The following is a 15,747-nucleotide window of genomic DNA, read 5'->3' on the forward strand; positions in this document are numbered from 1 at the left end:
GGGGGCCAGCCTGTCAGATCTGTCCGTCGTGACGAACGGATCTGCGACAGGGGCGCTTCCGGCAGGCATGAATAATCACTCGACAGAAAAAAATCGGAACATGTAGCCTGGAGAACGTCGTGCTGGCACAGGCAGAGCTCTGCCTGTGATCTGATCACGTATCTGACGTTCCGGGCCTGGGCTACACTCATAAATCCTTCAATCACTTAATAGTCCTGCTTTCATGTCTGCGATGGTGGTGCGGAATGACCTTAAATAACGCACGCTATCTGCCGCATTCAGTTCAGCATCCAGAAAACAGTAACAGGGCACACAAAAGCCTGTTATTGCTTTTATATGCCGCTATTATCAACCATGACGCAAAGCAGAAGAATGCGCAAGTCATTCAGGCCTGCTACTTTTTTACAGCATGACGCGGCTGACATTTTGCGGGCATGCTGTGATTACGGGTTGTATACTGTTACGAAATGTTTTTTCATGAGCAGACTGGCCGGAATCGTGGTACATCACGAGGTTAGTGCAGGCAGGATAAGAAACAGGCCGCGTAGACTGGCCATAATATGACCTGAAAGAAAGATCATGTTCGAACTGGCGCGCAGAAAATTGCTGACTGTTACGGGTGGTGCTTCTTTACTGGGCAGTATCGTGCCTGCTGCGGCTTTTGCCTCAGGCACTCACAGGGTTACTTCGTCAGGTCATTCAACGCTTCATGCTCCTGCCATCACAGGGAGGGCACGTCCTGCCTTACCTCTTGTGATGCTTGATCCGGGCCATGGCGGTAAGGACCCCGGGGCGATTGGTTTTTCAGGTACCTATGAAAAGCATGTGGCTGAAGCAGCTGCGACAGAACTCCACCGTCAGCTCATTGCAACGGGGCGTTATCGTGTGGCGATGACGCGCACGAGTGATCATTTTATTCCGCTTGATGGTCGTGTGGAAATGGCGCATCAGCACGGAGCTTCCCTGTTTATTTCTATGCATGCTGACGCGCTGCTGAATAAATCAGTGCGTGGTGCCAGTGTTTATACACATTCGCATGGTGCTTCTGATTCGCAGACGGCGGCACTGGCCCGGACAGAGAACAGCGCTGATCGTTATGGCGGGCCGCTTGTACGTGGCGCCACACCCGAGGTTCAGCAGATTCTGGCCAGCCTGGTGACGGAAGAGGCGCGTAAGGGCTCAGCCTCTATGGCCGGTGCTGTTGTGTCATCTTTTAAAAATCGTATTAATCTTTTGCCGCATCCTCAGCGTCATGCTGCTTTTGCCGTTCTTAAGTCAGCACAAATTCCGTCTGTTCTGGTTGAAATGGGGTTTATGTCGAATCGTCTGGATGAAGCAGCCCTGCGTCAGGCGGGTCACAGGGCTATGGTCGCTGGTGTAATGTGCCAGGCAGTTAATCGTTATTTTGCCTCTGAAGGTGCCGGTCTGTCAGGCTGAGCTGCATTTTGTCGCCATAAGGCGAGTGAGAGAGCGCAGACAATGCCGGCACAGGCGCCAAGTCCCAGCCAGATCATCACGCCGGTTTGCCAGTCCGTGTGCAGGCTGAGGAGCAGCGCTGCGCCTGGCAGTAAAAATCGTACATAACGCAGTGTAGTGATGGGTAAGGGTGAGGGTGCTATCAGTTTGCGCGTGCGCGGCTGCACGATTTCGTGTGCCAGAAAGCCTGTAAACCACAGCAGAAAAATAAGTATAAAGATCATGACGTTTTTTTTATCAGGCGCATGGCAGCAACAGCTGCGGCAGTGGCTGTTATAAGGCACCATATATCAACAGTGCATGACAGAGCTATGTTGCGCGGAGTGGGGTGAGGCACCATGAGTGCATCAGCTATGGGCAGGCCTACGCCCAGTGCTGCCAGAGTGATCAGCTGCATCGTCCATGCGGCAAAAGGGCGTCTGGCGAGCGAAAAGCAAATTGCCTGCGTGGCTGAGAGTGTCCATGTGGCGAAGAATACGCTGACTTCAGCTTCGGCCCGCCCTGGAAAAGAAACTGGTATCAGTCTGTTTGCCCATAGAAATGCCAGCGCACTGATGGGAAGACCCGCGACTGTCAGAATGCAAAACCCTTCCGCCAGTTTATAAACAGTCATGTGACCGGATATACGGCGGCGTTTGATCAGAAAGAGCACCAGGCCACTGATAATGAGGATGGTGCAGCTCAGGCCTGAAAGAAAATAAAGCCAGGACAAAACAGAGATTGAAAAACGGGCATGGTGCAGGCCGCGCGCGAGCTGAAAAGGTCTGTCGGCTGTGCTGTCATGTGTAATGATGCGTAAAAAATGCCCGTCATTACGGTCAAAAATGGCCTGATCGCGCGTGAGAAAAAGGCTGGAATAATCACTGCGTGAAATGCGTATGTCTTCTGGCGTGAAGAGGATAAATCCACATTCCTGTGTATTCAGGCGTTTTTTTGTCTCTTCAATCAGCGGGAAAAGGGGCGGAAGAGCAGTTGTTTCGATATGTCTGGCAGGTGTGGCTGCCGCAGGGCGTGGCTTTTGTGCAAACAGGCTGTAAGGCTGAATAATTGTGCCGGTGTAGGTTATGACCAGCAGAAAAGGCAGAAACAGAACGCCTGTCAGCAGATGCGCGTCAAGCCAGGCACGGGGTCTGGGGCCAAAAGGACGAAACAGGACCATGTCGGGCCATATGGACCGCAGATGTATGATAAGGCCTGAGAGCAGTGTAACGAGCAGAAACAGTCCGGCCAGGCCGGTCAGAATACCCCCCACAATCCGACCGCTGTGAAGTGTATAATGAAAATTATAAAAGAACTGACCGCCTTCGGTGTCGCGTCCTTTAAGAAGGAGCCCCGTTGCAGGGTCATAAGCAGGGCCGGTGAAAGCAGTGCCGTTATAGTGCAGCACTCTGAGCACCGGGTCACGGGCTGAAGGCAGGTTAATAAAAACGGCGCGTCCCTGTTTTTGATTCTGCAAAACTGTATCAGCCGCTGTTTGTAATGCTTCAGGCGTGATGTGGTGTAATGGACTGAGCGGAACCTCGGGCTGCATCCATTGCGTTATTTCCTGATCAAAAACAGTCAGGGTGCCGGTGAGGAAAATACAGGCCAGTACCAGCCCGGCGATAAAACCCACCCAGCTGTGCAGCCAGCCCATATGCAGGCGAAAAGTCTCACGTATTCCGGGCTTAGTCATTACAGCGCCAGGTTTTTTATTACGATGCCACTGATACTTAAAAGGACCAGAAACCACAAACCCCATTTATGCATGCGCGCACCATAACCAATGACAATAAGTGCAGGGATGAAGGCTGTCGCAAATGCAGTTATGGCCATAGCGCCCTGTGCAGGGTTAAGGCGGCTGGCTGCTGTGAGCAGGTCTGCCCATGAGAGGGCAGCACTCCAGGCGAGGCAGCCGGCGCAAAGCAGCCATAGCACGCGGTGCCATGGCATTAGTCGCACTGCCGGTTTGCGCAGCTTATGTGCGTTCTGCGTGAGGGGGGTGTGCTGAGCGGGAGAAGAGGAAAGTGCCGGCAAGAGATTCGCGCTTCTTCAGGTTTAGACATCCGCCTTATAGCAGAGCTGTTTGAAATAGTCATTGAGAATGTTTCTCATTTGCGTATATAAGGCCGCTCAATTGAACCCCTCTCAGAATGTGTGATTACTCATGTTACCTCGTCAGCGGTCAGCTTCCCGAATTTTTACGTGTCTTCTCATGACAGGTTTTATGAGTGGCGGTGCTTGTTCGGCTCAGGCAGCAGAGACAGCATCCGATCATAAAAAAAATATAGTCAAAACCAGGGAGAGTGATGCGAACGAAAAAGCAATTGAGGCGAGAGAGGATGAACAGCTGGTTGTTACGGCCAGTCGTCGTAACCGTATGGAAGTGGGCAGCGGCGGGCAGCTTGGCGCACTTGGCACAAAACGTGGGCTTGATGTGCCGTTTAATATCCGCAGTTACTCTTCCAGCCTGATTGCAAATCAGCAGTCGCAGACACTGGGGCAGGTTTTGCAAAATGACCCCTCTGTGCGTACGACTATGGGCTATGGCAATTTTTCTGAGATGTTTGTTATCCGGGGTTTTGTACTGAATAGTGATGATATTGCTATTAACGGGCTTTATGGCATTACCCCGCGTCAGCTTGTCTCTCCTGAGCTATATGATCAGGTGCAGATTCTTAATGGTGCCAGCGCGTTTCTTAATGGTGCAGCCCCGAGTGGTTCGGCGGTTGGCGGCAACATTAATCTGATGTTTAAACATGCTGAAAAAACACCCGTTACGCGCGTCACAGGCGGCTATACCAGCAGCGCGATGGGAGAAGGAAGCATCGATGTTGGCCGACGCTTTGGTGATAATAAAAATTATGGGTTCAGACTGAATGTCGCCGGTCGTGACGGAGAGGATGCTATTCAGAACGAGCGCCGTCACAGTGTTGTGGTGGGAGCCGATTTTGACTGGCATAACGACAACACCCGCATTTCAGTGGATATGAATTACCAGAATCAGGGGGTGAATGGCGGGCGGTCTGCTGTGTTTCTGGGGAGTGATGTTACGCGTGTGCCACGTGTACCGTCAGCCTCAAAAAACTATGGTCAGCGCTGGGCCTATAATGATCTGAGTTATATTTTCGGGATGCTGAATGCTGAGCATGACCTGACAAAGCATATTACACTTTATGGTGCTTTTGGCGGTATGGGGGCGAACGAAAAGGGACTATATTCTAACCTGACTGTTAAAAATGTCAGCACAGGTGATGGTACTAATGGCAGTATGTATGTGCCTTATGTACAGACCAATGAAAGTACCCGTGCAGGCCTCAGAGCCCATTTCAATACTGGGTTTTTTAAGCATGAAATTAATGCGGGTGGTAACGGATTGTGGGAGGATACAGCTACAGCCTATGCTATGTCGTTAACGCCGGCCGCAAATAATTTATACCATCCTCAATACTCTGCTCCATTAAACAACTCTTATGTTGGTGGTAATATTCATAACCCTAAAACAAAAAACACAACGCGCCTTTATAGTCTGTTCTTCTCTGATACGGTGACCTTCTGGCATGACCGTATCGCGCTGACTGCAGGCTTTCGTTACCAGAGTATGCTCATCAACGCTTTTGATTATAACACCCGTGCCCGCACCGATCATTATAATGAGGGTGATTTTACACCGGTTGTCGGCCTGGTTTTTCATCCCACGCGCCGTACATCTGTTTATTTTAACCGTATCGAGGGGTTGTCTCAGGGGCCGGTGGCTGCGGGCACGAATATTGTTAACCTCGGAGAGGTATTTCCGCCTTATAAAAGTGTTCAGTATGAAGTGGGTGCAAAATATGACACCGGCCGCTTCACTACGACACTCGCGTTTTTTCAGATATCGCAGCCGCAGGCTTATCTGGCCGCGACAGCTCAGAGCGATTATTATCGTTTTACAGCGAATGGAATGCAGCGTAACCGCGGTGCGGAGCTGAATGTTAATGGCACTATTATGAAGGGGCTGCGCTTTAACGGAGGGGCGACCCTTATTGATGCCCATATTGTTAAGGGCGATAATAAAGGGAAAACAGCTATTGGTGTGCCGAACTACACGCTGAATGCTAACCTTGAATATGACCTGCCTTTTTTGCAGGGAGGCACAGTGGTTGGTCGTGTTGTTAATACGGGCAAGCAGTGGGTTAACGCAGGTAATACCATGCACTTGCCTGTATGGACCCGTTTTGATGTCGCTATGCGTTACACTTTTGCTGTGAAGCATAAGCCAATGACACTGCGTTTTAGCGTCGATAATATTGCCAATAATCGTTACTGGGCGTCTTCTCTCGGGGGGTATTTGATGCAGGGGGAACCACGCACCTTTAAATTCTCGTTTACGACAGATTTATAATCAAAAAAATGCTGACTGAAGAACTAGTTTTTCTATTTAAAAAAACGGTTTTCAGTCAGCAGTTTTTTATATCTGCGGCCGGAAGAACACCCCGCTTAATTGCGTAACGGGTTATGGGTAAAACGATGAGCCAGAGCTGACGAGTCAGCTGTCTGAGGGAGCAGGCCAAGCAGTTGCAGCTCATCACAATACTGAGCAACCTGCTCGCGTAGTTTCTGCCCTGTAATCGCCTGTATGACCGGTTCTTTCTGGAGCATCCGGAATATGGTCTGTGCGTTTAATCCGTCAGATGTCTGGGCCATAAGAGTAGCGGTTTCCTGCAAATGAGTGCGGGACCATTTTGCAGCATCTTTCAGGGCCAGAGTGAGTGCTGTTGCTGCATCTGCTTCGGTGTCAGGGGCAGTATGGCTGATACCAAGTACCAGGTTTGTACGCTCTGAATAAGCGCCTGTTGTACTGCCTGCCAGTTCAGAAAATACGCCTGGCTGCGTGCTGAGCAGCTGCCACCCTTGCGGGTCATCCGTCACTACCGCGTCCGCTTCAGCGAGCGTATCCGGCGCTGTCAGTGTGGCATCAGGTACGATTTTCCAGTTTATTTTCTCCATAGAGTTCATGCCCTTGCGGCGCATCATGGTGGCGAAAAACAATTTTCCTGCATTGTTGTGCTCGCCAACCAGAACAGTACGGTTCAGGAGCTGGTTAAGTCTCTGAATGCCTGTCGCGCGCCGCACGAGCAGGCGAAATGTTCCTGGCTGTACCCCCAGAATAAGGCTGGCGGCCAGTCCCTGATTGAGATGTGTTAACCATGTGGTGGCGGGTGCAACCGCAAAAGAGGCCTCTCCTTTTGCCAGGGCCGTTATAGCCTCATCCCCGTCTTCAGGCGGGTTGTTAAAGGGCAGGAGATCGAGATTGTAGTGCGTAAGAAAATTTTTCTGCGCAGCAACATTCAGAACCGGGCTGTTATCTGCGTCAGGCCATGCCAGGCGTATCTGGTGGTAAAGGCCATCAGCTCTGCGGCGGGGGTGATGATGCCTGTGCAGATGGTACAGCTCAGCACTGCCTGCGGCTGCCGCTCCGGCTAATCCACAGAGCAGAAACGTGCGGCGCGGGAAAGTGCCGGGAGGGGGGCCTGACATGCTCATGTTCCTGATCTTTCTAACGCGGAGAGATCTGTACTGTCACGGCAGAAACAGTTGCGATAAAAAAAATAAAAAAAATCACATAAGGGGGTTTACGAGCCCCGCCAAATGCGGTTATACGATGCCTCGCTGATCCCGAATAGCTCAGTTGGTAGAGCAAGCGACTGTTAATCGCTGGGTCGTAGGTTCGAGTCCTACTTCGGGAGCCAGCCTTTTCATAAAAATATAAATATTGTTTCTCCAGGGTGATAACCGTTGCGTCTTCTGACTGTATACGCGTGTGCCGGGCAGAATCTGGTGGAGCTGCGTTATCAGCAGCTCCGGGGTAGTATCAGCGCAGGGCCGCAATGCCGGTCAGTTCGACTTTCCATGCCGGGTTAGCCAGTTTTGCTTCAACTGTTGCACGGGCTGGTTTATTATCCTGGTCTAACCAGGCGTCCCATGCTTTGTTCATTTCTGTAATATCGTTGATATCAGTCAGAAAAATCTGAACGGAGAGAAGACGGCTTTTGTCAGTGCCAGCCTTGCTGAGCAGAGAATCAACCTGGCGCAGAATGTCAGCCATCTGTCCTTTTACATCAAGTGACGGATCATCAGCGACCTGACCAGCCAGGTGAATCAGACCATTATAGATAACTGCGCCACAAAGGCGTTCTTCGGGCTCAAGGCGCGTAATATCGCTCATGACAGGCTCCTGTGTGTCAGAAAAGAAAGCCTCAGCTTAGAGGCATATTATCAATAAGACGAATATCCTCCAGGCTTGCGGCAACAAAGAGGCGGGCAGAAGGGTCTGCCGCTGCTGTGATCTTCAGTGTCTCGCCTGAGCGCAGTTCGAGATAATGCACAGTAAATCCTGCCTGGGTAAGTTTGGTGCGGCAGGTGGCAAGTGCGTCTTCTTCTGTCTGATCATGTTTCATGCTGGCAATGCATGCGAGCAGAAGAGAGGGGAGTTGCGCAGCCTGCCGACGCTGCTGAGCTGTCAGACGACGGTTGCGTGAAGAGAGAGCAAGCTGATCAGCTTCGCGCACAACCGGTACAGAGAGCACAGAAACAGGGAAGTTCAGATCTTCAGTCATGCGGCGGATAATGCTGAGCTGCTGGAAGTCTTTTTCACCAAATACAGCCACATCAGCGCCTGTCTGCATCAGTAGTTTGGTGACAATGGTGGTTACACCATTAAAATGCCCGGGGCGGTCTGCACCGCAGAGAATAGTATCTGCGCCGCTGACGGTTACCTGCGTTGAAAAATGTTCGGGGTACATGTCCTGGCTGTCGGGCGTGTACAGCACGTCGACGATACCGGTCTGCCTGAGGAGGTCTGCATCGGCCTCAGGGCTGCGTGGGTAGAGGCGAAAATCATCTGCGTTATTAAACTGAATGGGGTTAACATAAATCGTGACAATGCGGCGGGTGACTTTACCGTCCAGGGCACGCACAAGTGCCAGGTGCCCGTTATGAAGAGATCCCATTGTTGGCACGACACCTATGGTTTCGCCTTGTCTGTGCCATTGAGTGACCAGGCGGGCCAGTTCCTGCCGGTCTGTAATAATCTGCATGTCAGATCCTGGTTGTGTAATAAAAGATACTATACTTATAAAGCACTTCTGCTCTGAAGAAAAATAATGTGGTGTTTTCGCTGTTAACGCTATATCGGGAGCATATGCAGGCCGTGACGCTGTTTTGATGACAAAGCGTCGCGGTTTTTTTTGCCTTCAGGATATGGCACCTCATCTTATGAACACAAAAACTCTTTTCTCTGGCATGGCGCTTGCTTTTGGGGCGTACGCGTCATTCTCGATCAGTGACGCGTTCTCGAAAATGCTGGCGGGACATATGAACCCGTTTGAGGTTGCTTTCTCAGGTGGTGTGTTCGGGCTGCTTATTCTGCCATTTATTCGCAAACCACATGAGTCGTATCTCGATGTTGTGCGGCCGCAAAATAAGGCTATGTGGGTTTTGCGTGCTGTGTGCGTTTTTGTAGCGACAGCAGCCAGTGTAAAGGCTTTTATGCTGCTGCCTATGCCTGAGGCTTTTTCTCTTATGTTTCTGATGCCGTTATTTGTCACTATTCTTTCAGTTGTGTTGCTGAAAGAGAAAGTGACGATATGGGCGTGGATTGCGGTTGTGCTTGGGTTTGTCGGTGTGCTGATAGTGCTGCGCCCTGGTGTGCGTGCCCTGAACATAGGGCATTTATGCGCTTTGCTTTCAGCTATATCATGCGCAGGTAGTGTTATAGCCTATCGTGTGGCTGATAAAGAAAGTGTACGTTTGTCTCTGTTTGGCTCAAGTCTGGCGGGGCCGCTTATCGGTAATGGTATTCTGATGGCCGCTAATGCAGCCTGGCCGCCGCATATTACTGCCTGGGTATATTTGTTTGGTTATGGTTTTCTGGCTGCATTAGGGCAGCTGCTGCTTATGCTGGCGACAGCCCGTGCTCCGGCTAACCGTGTTGCTTTGCCGCAATATAGCCAGATGGTCTGGGCCATTGCGCTAAGCTATATCGTTTTTCATGATGCGCTGGATGTCTGGACCTTTGTTGGTATTGCCGTCATTACTTTTTCAGGCATGCTCAACTGGTTTCGTCAGCGTATTCGCTACGAGCGTATGGCCATGAAGGAGCGTGCAGAGCGTAATCGTGCTTTGAAAGCCGGGATGTTGAAATAAAAAAGACCATCAGCTTTCTCTCTGTCGTTCAGCCATGGACCATGTAGGGAGCATTGGCTTCTGTGGTCTGGTAGTCGGTTTAAATGGGTTTGTTTTTTAACCCCATTTATGTGCTGTCTACTGCCTGACCAGAGGGTGATATGATTTTAAGGGTGGTATAATTATATGAATATTGCCAGTCTGTTAAAAAATTATACAGTTTTTTCAAGATAGATGATGAGATGGGTATGGAATATATAAGTTATAATGGTGTAGCTGCCGGTATAACTAACCAGAAACTGGCGCTTATTGGCCTGGCTCATAAAGCGCTGAGAGAGAAGAAGGGTATAAAGCTTCCTCCTCTGGTTATGTTTGATCCGCAGAGCAGAGAACCCCGGCCACGGGTTGATTTTGCGTCAGTATTTGATGTTCGTTATATTTGTTATGTTCTTAATGCCTTTTCCATTCCTGTTAAATACGGGCCGGATGATGATTATCAGGAAGTTGATTCCTCAGCCTGCTTCTGGGAAGGTGCAGAGCGGTTTGGAGAAACTAAAATCCTTGGTGATATGGCGCTTTATGGGCTGACGTGCCAGCTCACCAGGGCTTTTATTCTGAATGACACTATAGAAGAAATTGCTACGATCATTAGTGATGGTATTTTTCAGGATCGTGATATCAAACATGTTATACAAATGCGTGTTGAGAAAGACTGGGAAGATTACAGCCATAGTGTTTTAAGTCCGGTTAAGTATGAAGATAATTTACTGGCGCCATCAGCTATTCTGTCGAAAGCCAAAAATAAATTTGGATATTTATTATCATCAGCATTAATTCTGTGTGATGAGAATAATATGCCATACTCAAAAGAAGAAATAAGAACTATAGCAAAAAAAGATTTCAATATTTATTTATACTGGAAATCGGATTTTATTAACATAAGAGAATATGATACTCTTACCTTATCACTTATTGATTTTTCTCTTTCTTTGAAGGCGACTTTTTTTGTGGGGACATGTAAATCTACTTTTTCATGTTTTGCTGCATTTGAAAAATATTGTAAGGAGCGGCATGATACGCTCAATCATTTTATTTATAATGGACAGACACCAGAGCTGGAGGAACGTTTTGATAACGGCACCAGTACAGATTCGCGTATAGCAACTAAAAACTTTTTTGGGCGCAAATGCCTTATGCCTCGCCATGAGAAAGAAATTGCTCTGCCTGTAAGGCTGTCAGCTCATATTTCTAATATTGGTGATTTTCATACACAGAGTTCTGTTGCCTCTTTCCCGGAAAGCACTCCTGTGGTGGTGGGTTATTTTGAAAATACTGCCCGTTTCAGAATTGAGGGGTTTGAGCTGCATATAAATCCTGAAAATTTACGGATCAGGTATAAAGCTGTGTTGTTGAATGGCCGCATCAGCGACTGGGTAGCGAATGGCGTATATTGTGGCACCAGAGGGGAAGGGATGCCGCTTGTCGGTTTTGCTATAGAGATAGCCGGGCCGGAAAGTCTGGAGCTGGATTGCGTTTATGCAGCACAGTTTTCAAGTGGAGAAATTGTCACGGAAGTTAAGAATGGTGAGATGTGCCGCAGCACATCAGGGATAGAGAAGCTGATATCTATGCAGGTCTCTTTTCGAAAAAAGAAGTTTAAGAATAGCTGACGAGAAATTGGACAGGTTTCACATTATACGAACATTCGGTCTGCAGGTGGATGTTCGTGTGTGACCAGAAAAAGAAGTGAGTTACGAGCAGGAGAAAAATGTAGAGCCGGCGTAAATAGTACAGTCGGTATAACAGGTTAAGCCGCTGCTGCTCATTGTCAGGTCAGTATATATCCTTTTACCCGATAATTTTTCTGTTTTTTCGTGATATTAATATTTTCACTGATAGTTTTTGACACACTGAAACAGGCCTGCTTAACACTGTCACACAGAGCATAAAAGCCTGGGGGCGGGACAACACATATTATGACATTTTCTGTCGTGCAGCCGGTCGTTAAAGGGTGGTGTCCAGGTCTGCATATGCCCATGCAGGCGGCTGATGGCTGGCTGGTGCGGGTGCGTCCGCTTTTTGGCCGGGTCAGTGCGCAACAGGCACTCCTTCTGGCTGATGAAGCAGAGCGTCATGGCAATGGTGTTATCACGCTTACAAATCGTGGCAGCCTGCAGCTCAGAGGGTTTACTTACGAGCAGGCGCTTCTTTTTCCCCGGCGTATGGTTGAGGCAGGTCTTGGTCTGCCTGATCCGGGTGCGGAAAAACGCAGGGCACTACAGGTTTCGCCTCTGGCCGGGCTGGATAAAGACTGTGCTGTACAAACGCTTTCTGTCGCTCATAATTTGTCAGAACAGCTTATGAACTCAGAGAATTTGTCTGCTTTACCGGATAAATTTGGCTTCGTGGTTGATGGTGGTGGTTTATGCCCGGCTGGTGCCTTAAAGGGCGATATATCTTTGCAGGCTGTGGCTGGTTCCGACACTTTGTGGCAGGTCGTCTGTGGTGTTGCTCGCAGCGAGGCTCTTGATGTTTCAGGTGTTGTCTCGCTTGCTCTTGATCTGGCCAGGCGCTTTGTTGAGCAGGCCGATAAAACACGCCCGCTTCGCCAGCCTGAAACAGGCTGTCTTTTATTTGAAGCGTGTAACCAGCCGTATGAGCGCGTAATAATCCCGCCGCAGAAAAATCCGTTGCTGACTGGTTCTCTGTTGCCGGGTGTGTATGGTCTGGGTGTGGCACTTGGCTCTCTGACGCCTGAAATTTTACGTGATTGTGCCGCCGTTGCCAGTCAGGGTGAGGGATATATCAGACTGACGCCGTGGCATAGTCTGATCCTGGCATGGCAAAATGCGATGCCTCAGATCACAGGACTTCTGACAGAGCATGATGACGCCAGGCTGCGCGTTTATGCCTGTTCTGGTGCGAAGGGATGTGCACAGGCTGCCCACGATACACCGGCACAGGCCCTGGCTCTGTCAGCTTTTTTGCCGTCAGGTGCTTCACTTCATGTCTCAGGGTGTCGTAAGGGGTGTGCTCATCCTGCTCCGGCAGATGTCACAGTTGTGGCTACTGCTGGTGAGTATCATCTTGTCAGAAACAGTAGGGCAGGTGATGCCCCTGTGTGCAGGGTGACAGATTTTGAGGCCGTGTGTGCTTTTGTGCGCTCAGATATGGGTGAAGGCGGCGGTTAAACGAAGGAGTGAGGGCCATTATGGCTGGTTATGACTATATCCATGATGGCGCGGCCATTTATCAGCGGTCTTTTTCTATGATCCGTGATGAGGCAGATCTGAGTGCCTTTCCTGTTACTGATGCTAATATTGTGGTGCGTATGATTCACGCCTGCGGCATGGTTGAACTGGCTCAGCATGTCAGCATGTCAGCTGATTTCACGTCTTCTGCACGTCAGGCACTGAAGGGTGGATGTCCGGTTTTGTGTGACTCAGAAATGGTAGCACATGGTGTTACCCGTGCCCGTCTGCCTGCTTCTAATCCGGTCGTTTGTACGTTGCGTGATGAACGTACGCCTGAGCGTGCAAAGCTGATTGGTAACACGCGTTCCGCCGCAGCACTTGACTTCTGGGGTGAGAGGCTGAAAGGCGCAGTCGTGGCAATCGGTAACGCGCCCACCGCGTTGTTTTATCTGCTCGAACTGCTTGATGCCGGTGCACCAAAGCCTGCGGCTGTTATTGGTTTGCCGGTTGGTTTTGTCGGTGCGGCTGAATCGAAAGAAGCTTTGTCTCAGCGTACAGATGTTCCCTGGCTTATTGTGCATGGTCGTCTTGGTGGCAGTGCAATGGCTGCAGCTGCGGTTAATGCTCTGGCCAGCGAGACTGAATAATGGCTACAGGCACACTGCATGTTGTAGGGGTTGGTCCGGGCAGCCCTGATCTGCTTACGGTAAGAGCTGCCCGCCTGATCGAAGGTGCTTCGGTGGTAGCTTATTTTTGCCGTGAGGGGCGTAAAGGGCACGCCCGCACTATTGCAGAGACATACATTACTGAAGGGACGCATGAGCTGCGCCTGGTGTATCCGTTCACGACAGAAATCGCAGTGGAAGACCCGGATTATCAGCGTGGTATCCAGGCATTTTATGACCGCAGTGCGCAGCAGCTGGCAGGTATGCTTAAACAGGGTCAGGATGTTGTCGTGCTGTGTGAGGGCGAGCCTTTTCTTTATGGTTCAGCCATGTATCTGTTTGACCGGCTGAAAGAGCAGTTTGCAACCTCGGTTGTGCCTGGTATTGCCGCTATGAATGGCTGCTGGTCACAGGTTCAGCTGCCTATGACACACGGCGATGATGTTCTGTGTGTTATTCCTGCGACATTGCCTGAGGCAGATCTGACCCGCTGGCTGCAACAGGCTGATGCCGCAGTTATTATGAAAATAGGCCGTAACATGAGCAAAGTGCGCAATGCCCTTGTACAGTCAGGTCGCATGTCAGATGCGCGCTATGTTGAGCGTGGCACGCAGCCTGATAGTTTTTCCTGCCCGTTTGAGGAGTGTGGAGAGACCGCACCATATTTCTCGCTGGTGCTGGTTCCGGGACGAAAGGGTGTCAGATGAGCGGGCGTATCAGCATTATCGGCCTCGGGCCTGGTAATATTTTGCAGCGTACTCCCCAGGCAACACAGGTGCTCGAACAGGTGACCGACCTTGTGGGGTATGGCCCTTATGTGCAGCGGGTTGAAGCGCCGCATCATGTCATTCGTCATAGTTCTGATAACCGTGTTGAGGCTGAACGCGCACGTCACGCTCTTGAAATGGCTTCAGCTGGCCGGCATGTCGGCGTTGTGTCAGGTGGTGACGCCGGGGTATTTGCCATGGCCAGTGCCGTCTTTGAGCAGGTGCAGCTTGGGCCTGACACATGGCGGACGCTTGATATTGAAGTCATCCCCGGGGTCAGTGCGGTTCTGGCGGCTGCGGCTGCACTTGGTGCGCCACTGGGAGGCGATTTTTGTGTGATGTCTCTTTCAGATAACCTCAAGCCCTGGCTAGTTGTTCTGCGGCGGTTGCAGCTGGCGGCAGAGGCCGGGTTTGTTATCGCCCTTTATAATCCGCGCTCGCAGGCACGCCCCTGGCAGCTTGGTGAGGCCTTGCTTCATCTGCGGCAGTTTGTGCCGCTTCATACGCCTGTTGCGTTTGCCCGCGCTATTGGTCGTCCCGATGAAGCCGTCAGAATAACCAGTATTGAAGAGGCTGATGCCGACCTGGCGGATATGAGCACTCTGGTGCTGATCGGGTGTGCAGCCAGCCGGTTGATTGAGCGGCCTTCTGGTCATCAGCCCTGGTTTTATACATTGCGCAGTGTTGTGGCGGAGTAGTTTTGTAACCAGCTGAGAGCCTCCTGCGCTGTATGTACGCAGGGGCCGGCTGGCTGCGCTGGCCGATCGATTATTAAGACCGGAATATTCAGCTGCCTTGCGGCTTCTATTTTTGCAAATGTTGCTTTTCCACCTGAATTTTTTGTGACAAGCCAGTTAATCTGGTGCCGGCGAAGCATGTCATATTCGCCAGCCAGGTCAAAAGGGCCGCGGGCAGTGATGAGTGTTGTGTGAGGTGGCAGGTCAGTCGGCAGGGGTGCTTCGATTGAGCGCAGAATATAATGGTGCTGTGGTGCATTTTTAAAAGGCCTGGTTTCTTTGCGGCCGGTGGTTAAAAAAATCTGTAAAGGCTGGGTGATCTCTGCCAGAATCATGGCTGCCTTATTCAGGTCCGGTGCGTGGTGCCAGGTGTCTGCTGGTGTAGCTTTCCAGCCCGGGCGTTTGAGACGCAGCAGGGGGAGTGAGAGCCTCTCACATGCTATGCTGACATGCTGGCTCATGACAGTTGCAAAAGGGTGTACTGCATTCACAACAGCCTGAATTTTATTGTGGCGCAGCCAGTCGTAAAGTCCATCAACCCCGCCAAAGCCACCGGTGCGCACTGACAGGGCTGGCAGATGTGGGTTGCGCGTTACACCGGCAAGAGAGAGTGTTGGTGCAAAGTTATTCTGGTATTCCAGAAGAGTACACAGGGTGCTGGCTTCGGTTGTGCCCCCGAGAATCAGAACAGGTACAGGCGGTGAGTGCAGAAGAGGCATGATCAGAAGTCTTTGCTACAACACGCTATTTTGCGTCATACGGT

15 protein-coding genes and 1 tRNA gene are annotated in these 15,747 nt (G+C 50.5%); 9 read left to right on the forward strand and 7 right to left on the reverse strand.

Going from position 1 to position 15,747, the window contains the following annotated elements:
- Positions 1 to 579 precede the first annotated feature (579 nt).
- Positions 580 to 1,437, forward strand: coding sequence for an N-acetylmuramoyl-L-alanine amidase family protein (locus GOB58_RS07080; RefSeq protein WP_086553643.1), 858 nt, complete (start codon positions 580 to 582; stop codon positions 1,435 to 1,437).
- On the opposite strand, the gene GOB58_RS07085 is transcribed toward GOB58_RS07080, so the two are convergent.
- Genes GOB58_RS07085 through GOB58_RS07095 form a run of 3 tightly spaced genes read right to left on the reverse strand, consistent with a single transcriptional unit; the run spans position 1,401 to position 3,492 of the window.
- Positions 1,401 to 1,700, reverse strand: a complete 300-nt coding sequence (locus GOB58_RS07085) for a hypothetical protein (protein ID WP_086553644.1) — start codon at positions 1,698 to 1,700, stop codon at positions 1,401 to 1,403. The two genes, GOB58_RS07080 and GOB58_RS07085, sit on opposite strands and share 37 nt — an antisense overlap.
- Positions 1,697 to 3,151 carry a PepSY-associated TM helix domain-containing protein gene (locus GOB58_RS07090; protein WP_173559745.1) on the reverse strand — a complete coding sequence of 485 codons (1,455 nt, stop codon included), beginning with the start codon at positions 3,149 to 3,151 and terminating at the stop codon, positions 1,697 to 1,699. The genes GOB58_RS07085 and GOB58_RS07090 overlap by 4 nt, the downstream gene beginning before the upstream one ends.
- Complete coding sequence (locus GOB58_RS07095; protein WP_143295963.1) at positions 3,151 to 3,492, reverse strand: hypothetical protein; 342 nt, start codon at positions 3,490 to 3,492, stop codon at positions 3,151 to 3,153. The genes GOB58_RS07090 and GOB58_RS07095 overlap by 1 nt, the downstream gene beginning before the upstream one ends.
- Before the next feature lie 190 nt (positions 3,493 to 3,682).
- Here GOB58_RS07095 and GOB58_RS07100 point away from each other — a divergent pair, with 190 nt between their 5' ends.
- The gene (locus GOB58_RS07100; RefSeq protein WP_242005258.1) at positions 3,683 to 5,839 is read left to right on the forward strand and encodes a TonB-dependent receptor; all 2,157 of its coding nucleotides are present in this window, start codon (positions 3,683 to 3,685) and stop codon (positions 5,837 to 5,839) included.
- Between the two features lie 95 nt (positions 5,840 to 5,934).
- On the opposite strand, the gene GOB58_RS07105 is transcribed toward GOB58_RS07100, so the two are convergent.
- On the reverse strand, positions 5,935 to 6,975 hold the full coding sequence (locus GOB58_RS07105) for an ABC transporter substrate-binding protein (RefSeq protein WP_242005259.1): 1,041 nt from the start codon (positions 6,973 to 6,975) through the stop codon (positions 5,935 to 5,937).
- Positions 6,976 to 7,111: 136 nt separating this feature from the next.
- On the opposite strand from GOB58_RS07105, the gene GOB58_RS07110 reads away from it, so the two are divergent.
- Positions 7,112 to 7,187 (forward strand) — tRNA-Asn (locus GOB58_RS07110).
- A 122-nt stretch (positions 7,188 to 7,309) separates the two neighbouring features.
- On the opposite strand, the gene GOB58_RS07115 is transcribed toward GOB58_RS07110, so the two are convergent.
- Together GOB58_RS07115 and panC are read right to left on the reverse strand one after the other, a co-directional pair.
- Entirely contained in the window at positions 7,310 to 7,663 is a 354-nt protein-coding gene (locus GOB58_RS07115) for a RidA family protein (RefSeq protein WP_086553649.1), read from the reverse strand.
- Between the two features lie 31 nt (positions 7,664 to 7,694).
- Positions 7,695 to 8,534 carry a pantoate--beta-alanine ligase gene (gene panC, locus GOB58_RS07120; protein WP_173559748.1) on the reverse strand — a complete coding sequence of 280 codons (840 nt, stop codon included), beginning with the start codon at positions 8,532 to 8,534 and terminating at the stop codon, positions 7,695 to 7,697.
- Between the two features lie 178 nt (positions 8,535 to 8,712).
- On the opposite strand from panC, the gene GOB58_RS07125 reads away from it, so the two are divergent.
- The 6 genes from GOB58_RS07125 (at position 8,713) to cobJ (ending at position 14,945) form a co-directional block, all read left to right on the forward strand.
- On the forward strand, positions 8,713 to 9,642 hold the full coding sequence (locus GOB58_RS07125) for a DMT family transporter (protein WP_369822905.1): 930 nt from the start codon (positions 8,713 to 8,715) through the stop codon (positions 9,640 to 9,642).
- 548 nt (positions 9,643 to 10,190) lie between these two features.
- Positions 10,191 to 11,291, forward strand: coding sequence for an O-fucosyltransferase family protein (locus GOB58_RS07130; protein WP_143216341.1), 1,101 nt, complete (start codon positions 10,191 to 10,193; stop codon positions 11,289 to 11,291).
- 306 nt (positions 11,292 to 11,597) lie between these two features.
- Positions 11,598 to 12,812: a precorrin-3B synthase gene (gene cobG / locus GOB58_RS07135; protein WP_173559749.1), complete on the forward strand. Its 1,215-nt coding sequence runs from the start codon at positions 11,598 to 11,600 to the stop codon at positions 12,810 to 12,812.
- Between the two features lie 20 nt (positions 12,813 to 12,832).
- Positions 12,833 to 13,462 carry a precorrin-8X methylmutase gene (locus GOB58_RS07140; RefSeq protein ID WP_086553653.1) on the forward strand — a complete coding sequence of 210 codons (630 nt, stop codon included), beginning with the start codon at positions 12,833 to 12,835 and terminating at the stop codon, positions 13,460 to 13,462.
- Positions 13,462 to 14,187: a precorrin-2 C(20)-methyltransferase gene (locus GOB58_RS07145; protein WP_173559750.1), complete on the forward strand. Its 726-nt coding sequence runs from the start codon at positions 13,462 to 13,464 to the stop codon at positions 14,185 to 14,187. The genes GOB58_RS07140 and GOB58_RS07145 overlap by 1 nt, the downstream gene beginning before the upstream one ends.
- Positions 14,184 to 14,945, forward strand: a complete 762-nt coding sequence (cobJ, locus tag GOB58_RS07150) for a precorrin-3B C(17)-methyltransferase (RefSeq protein ID WP_173559751.1) — start codon at positions 14,184 to 14,186, stop codon at positions 14,943 to 14,945. The genes GOB58_RS07145 and cobJ overlap by 4 nt, the downstream gene beginning before the upstream one ends.
- Here the strand turns inward: cobJ and GOB58_RS07155 are convergent.
- Positions 14,915 to 15,703, reverse strand: coding sequence for a cobalt-precorrin-6A reductase (locus GOB58_RS07155; protein ID WP_173559752.1), 789 nt, complete (start codon positions 15,701 to 15,703; stop codon positions 14,915 to 14,917). The genes cobJ and GOB58_RS07155 overlap by 31 nt on opposite strands.
- Positions 15,704 to 15,747 lie beyond the last annotated feature (44 nt).

Origin of the sequence: Acetobacter thailandicus, assembly GCF_011516655.1 — a bacterium.
Lineage (GTDB): Bacteria > Pseudomonadota > Alphaproteobacteria > Acetobacterales > Acetobacteraceae > Acetobacter > Acetobacter thailandicus.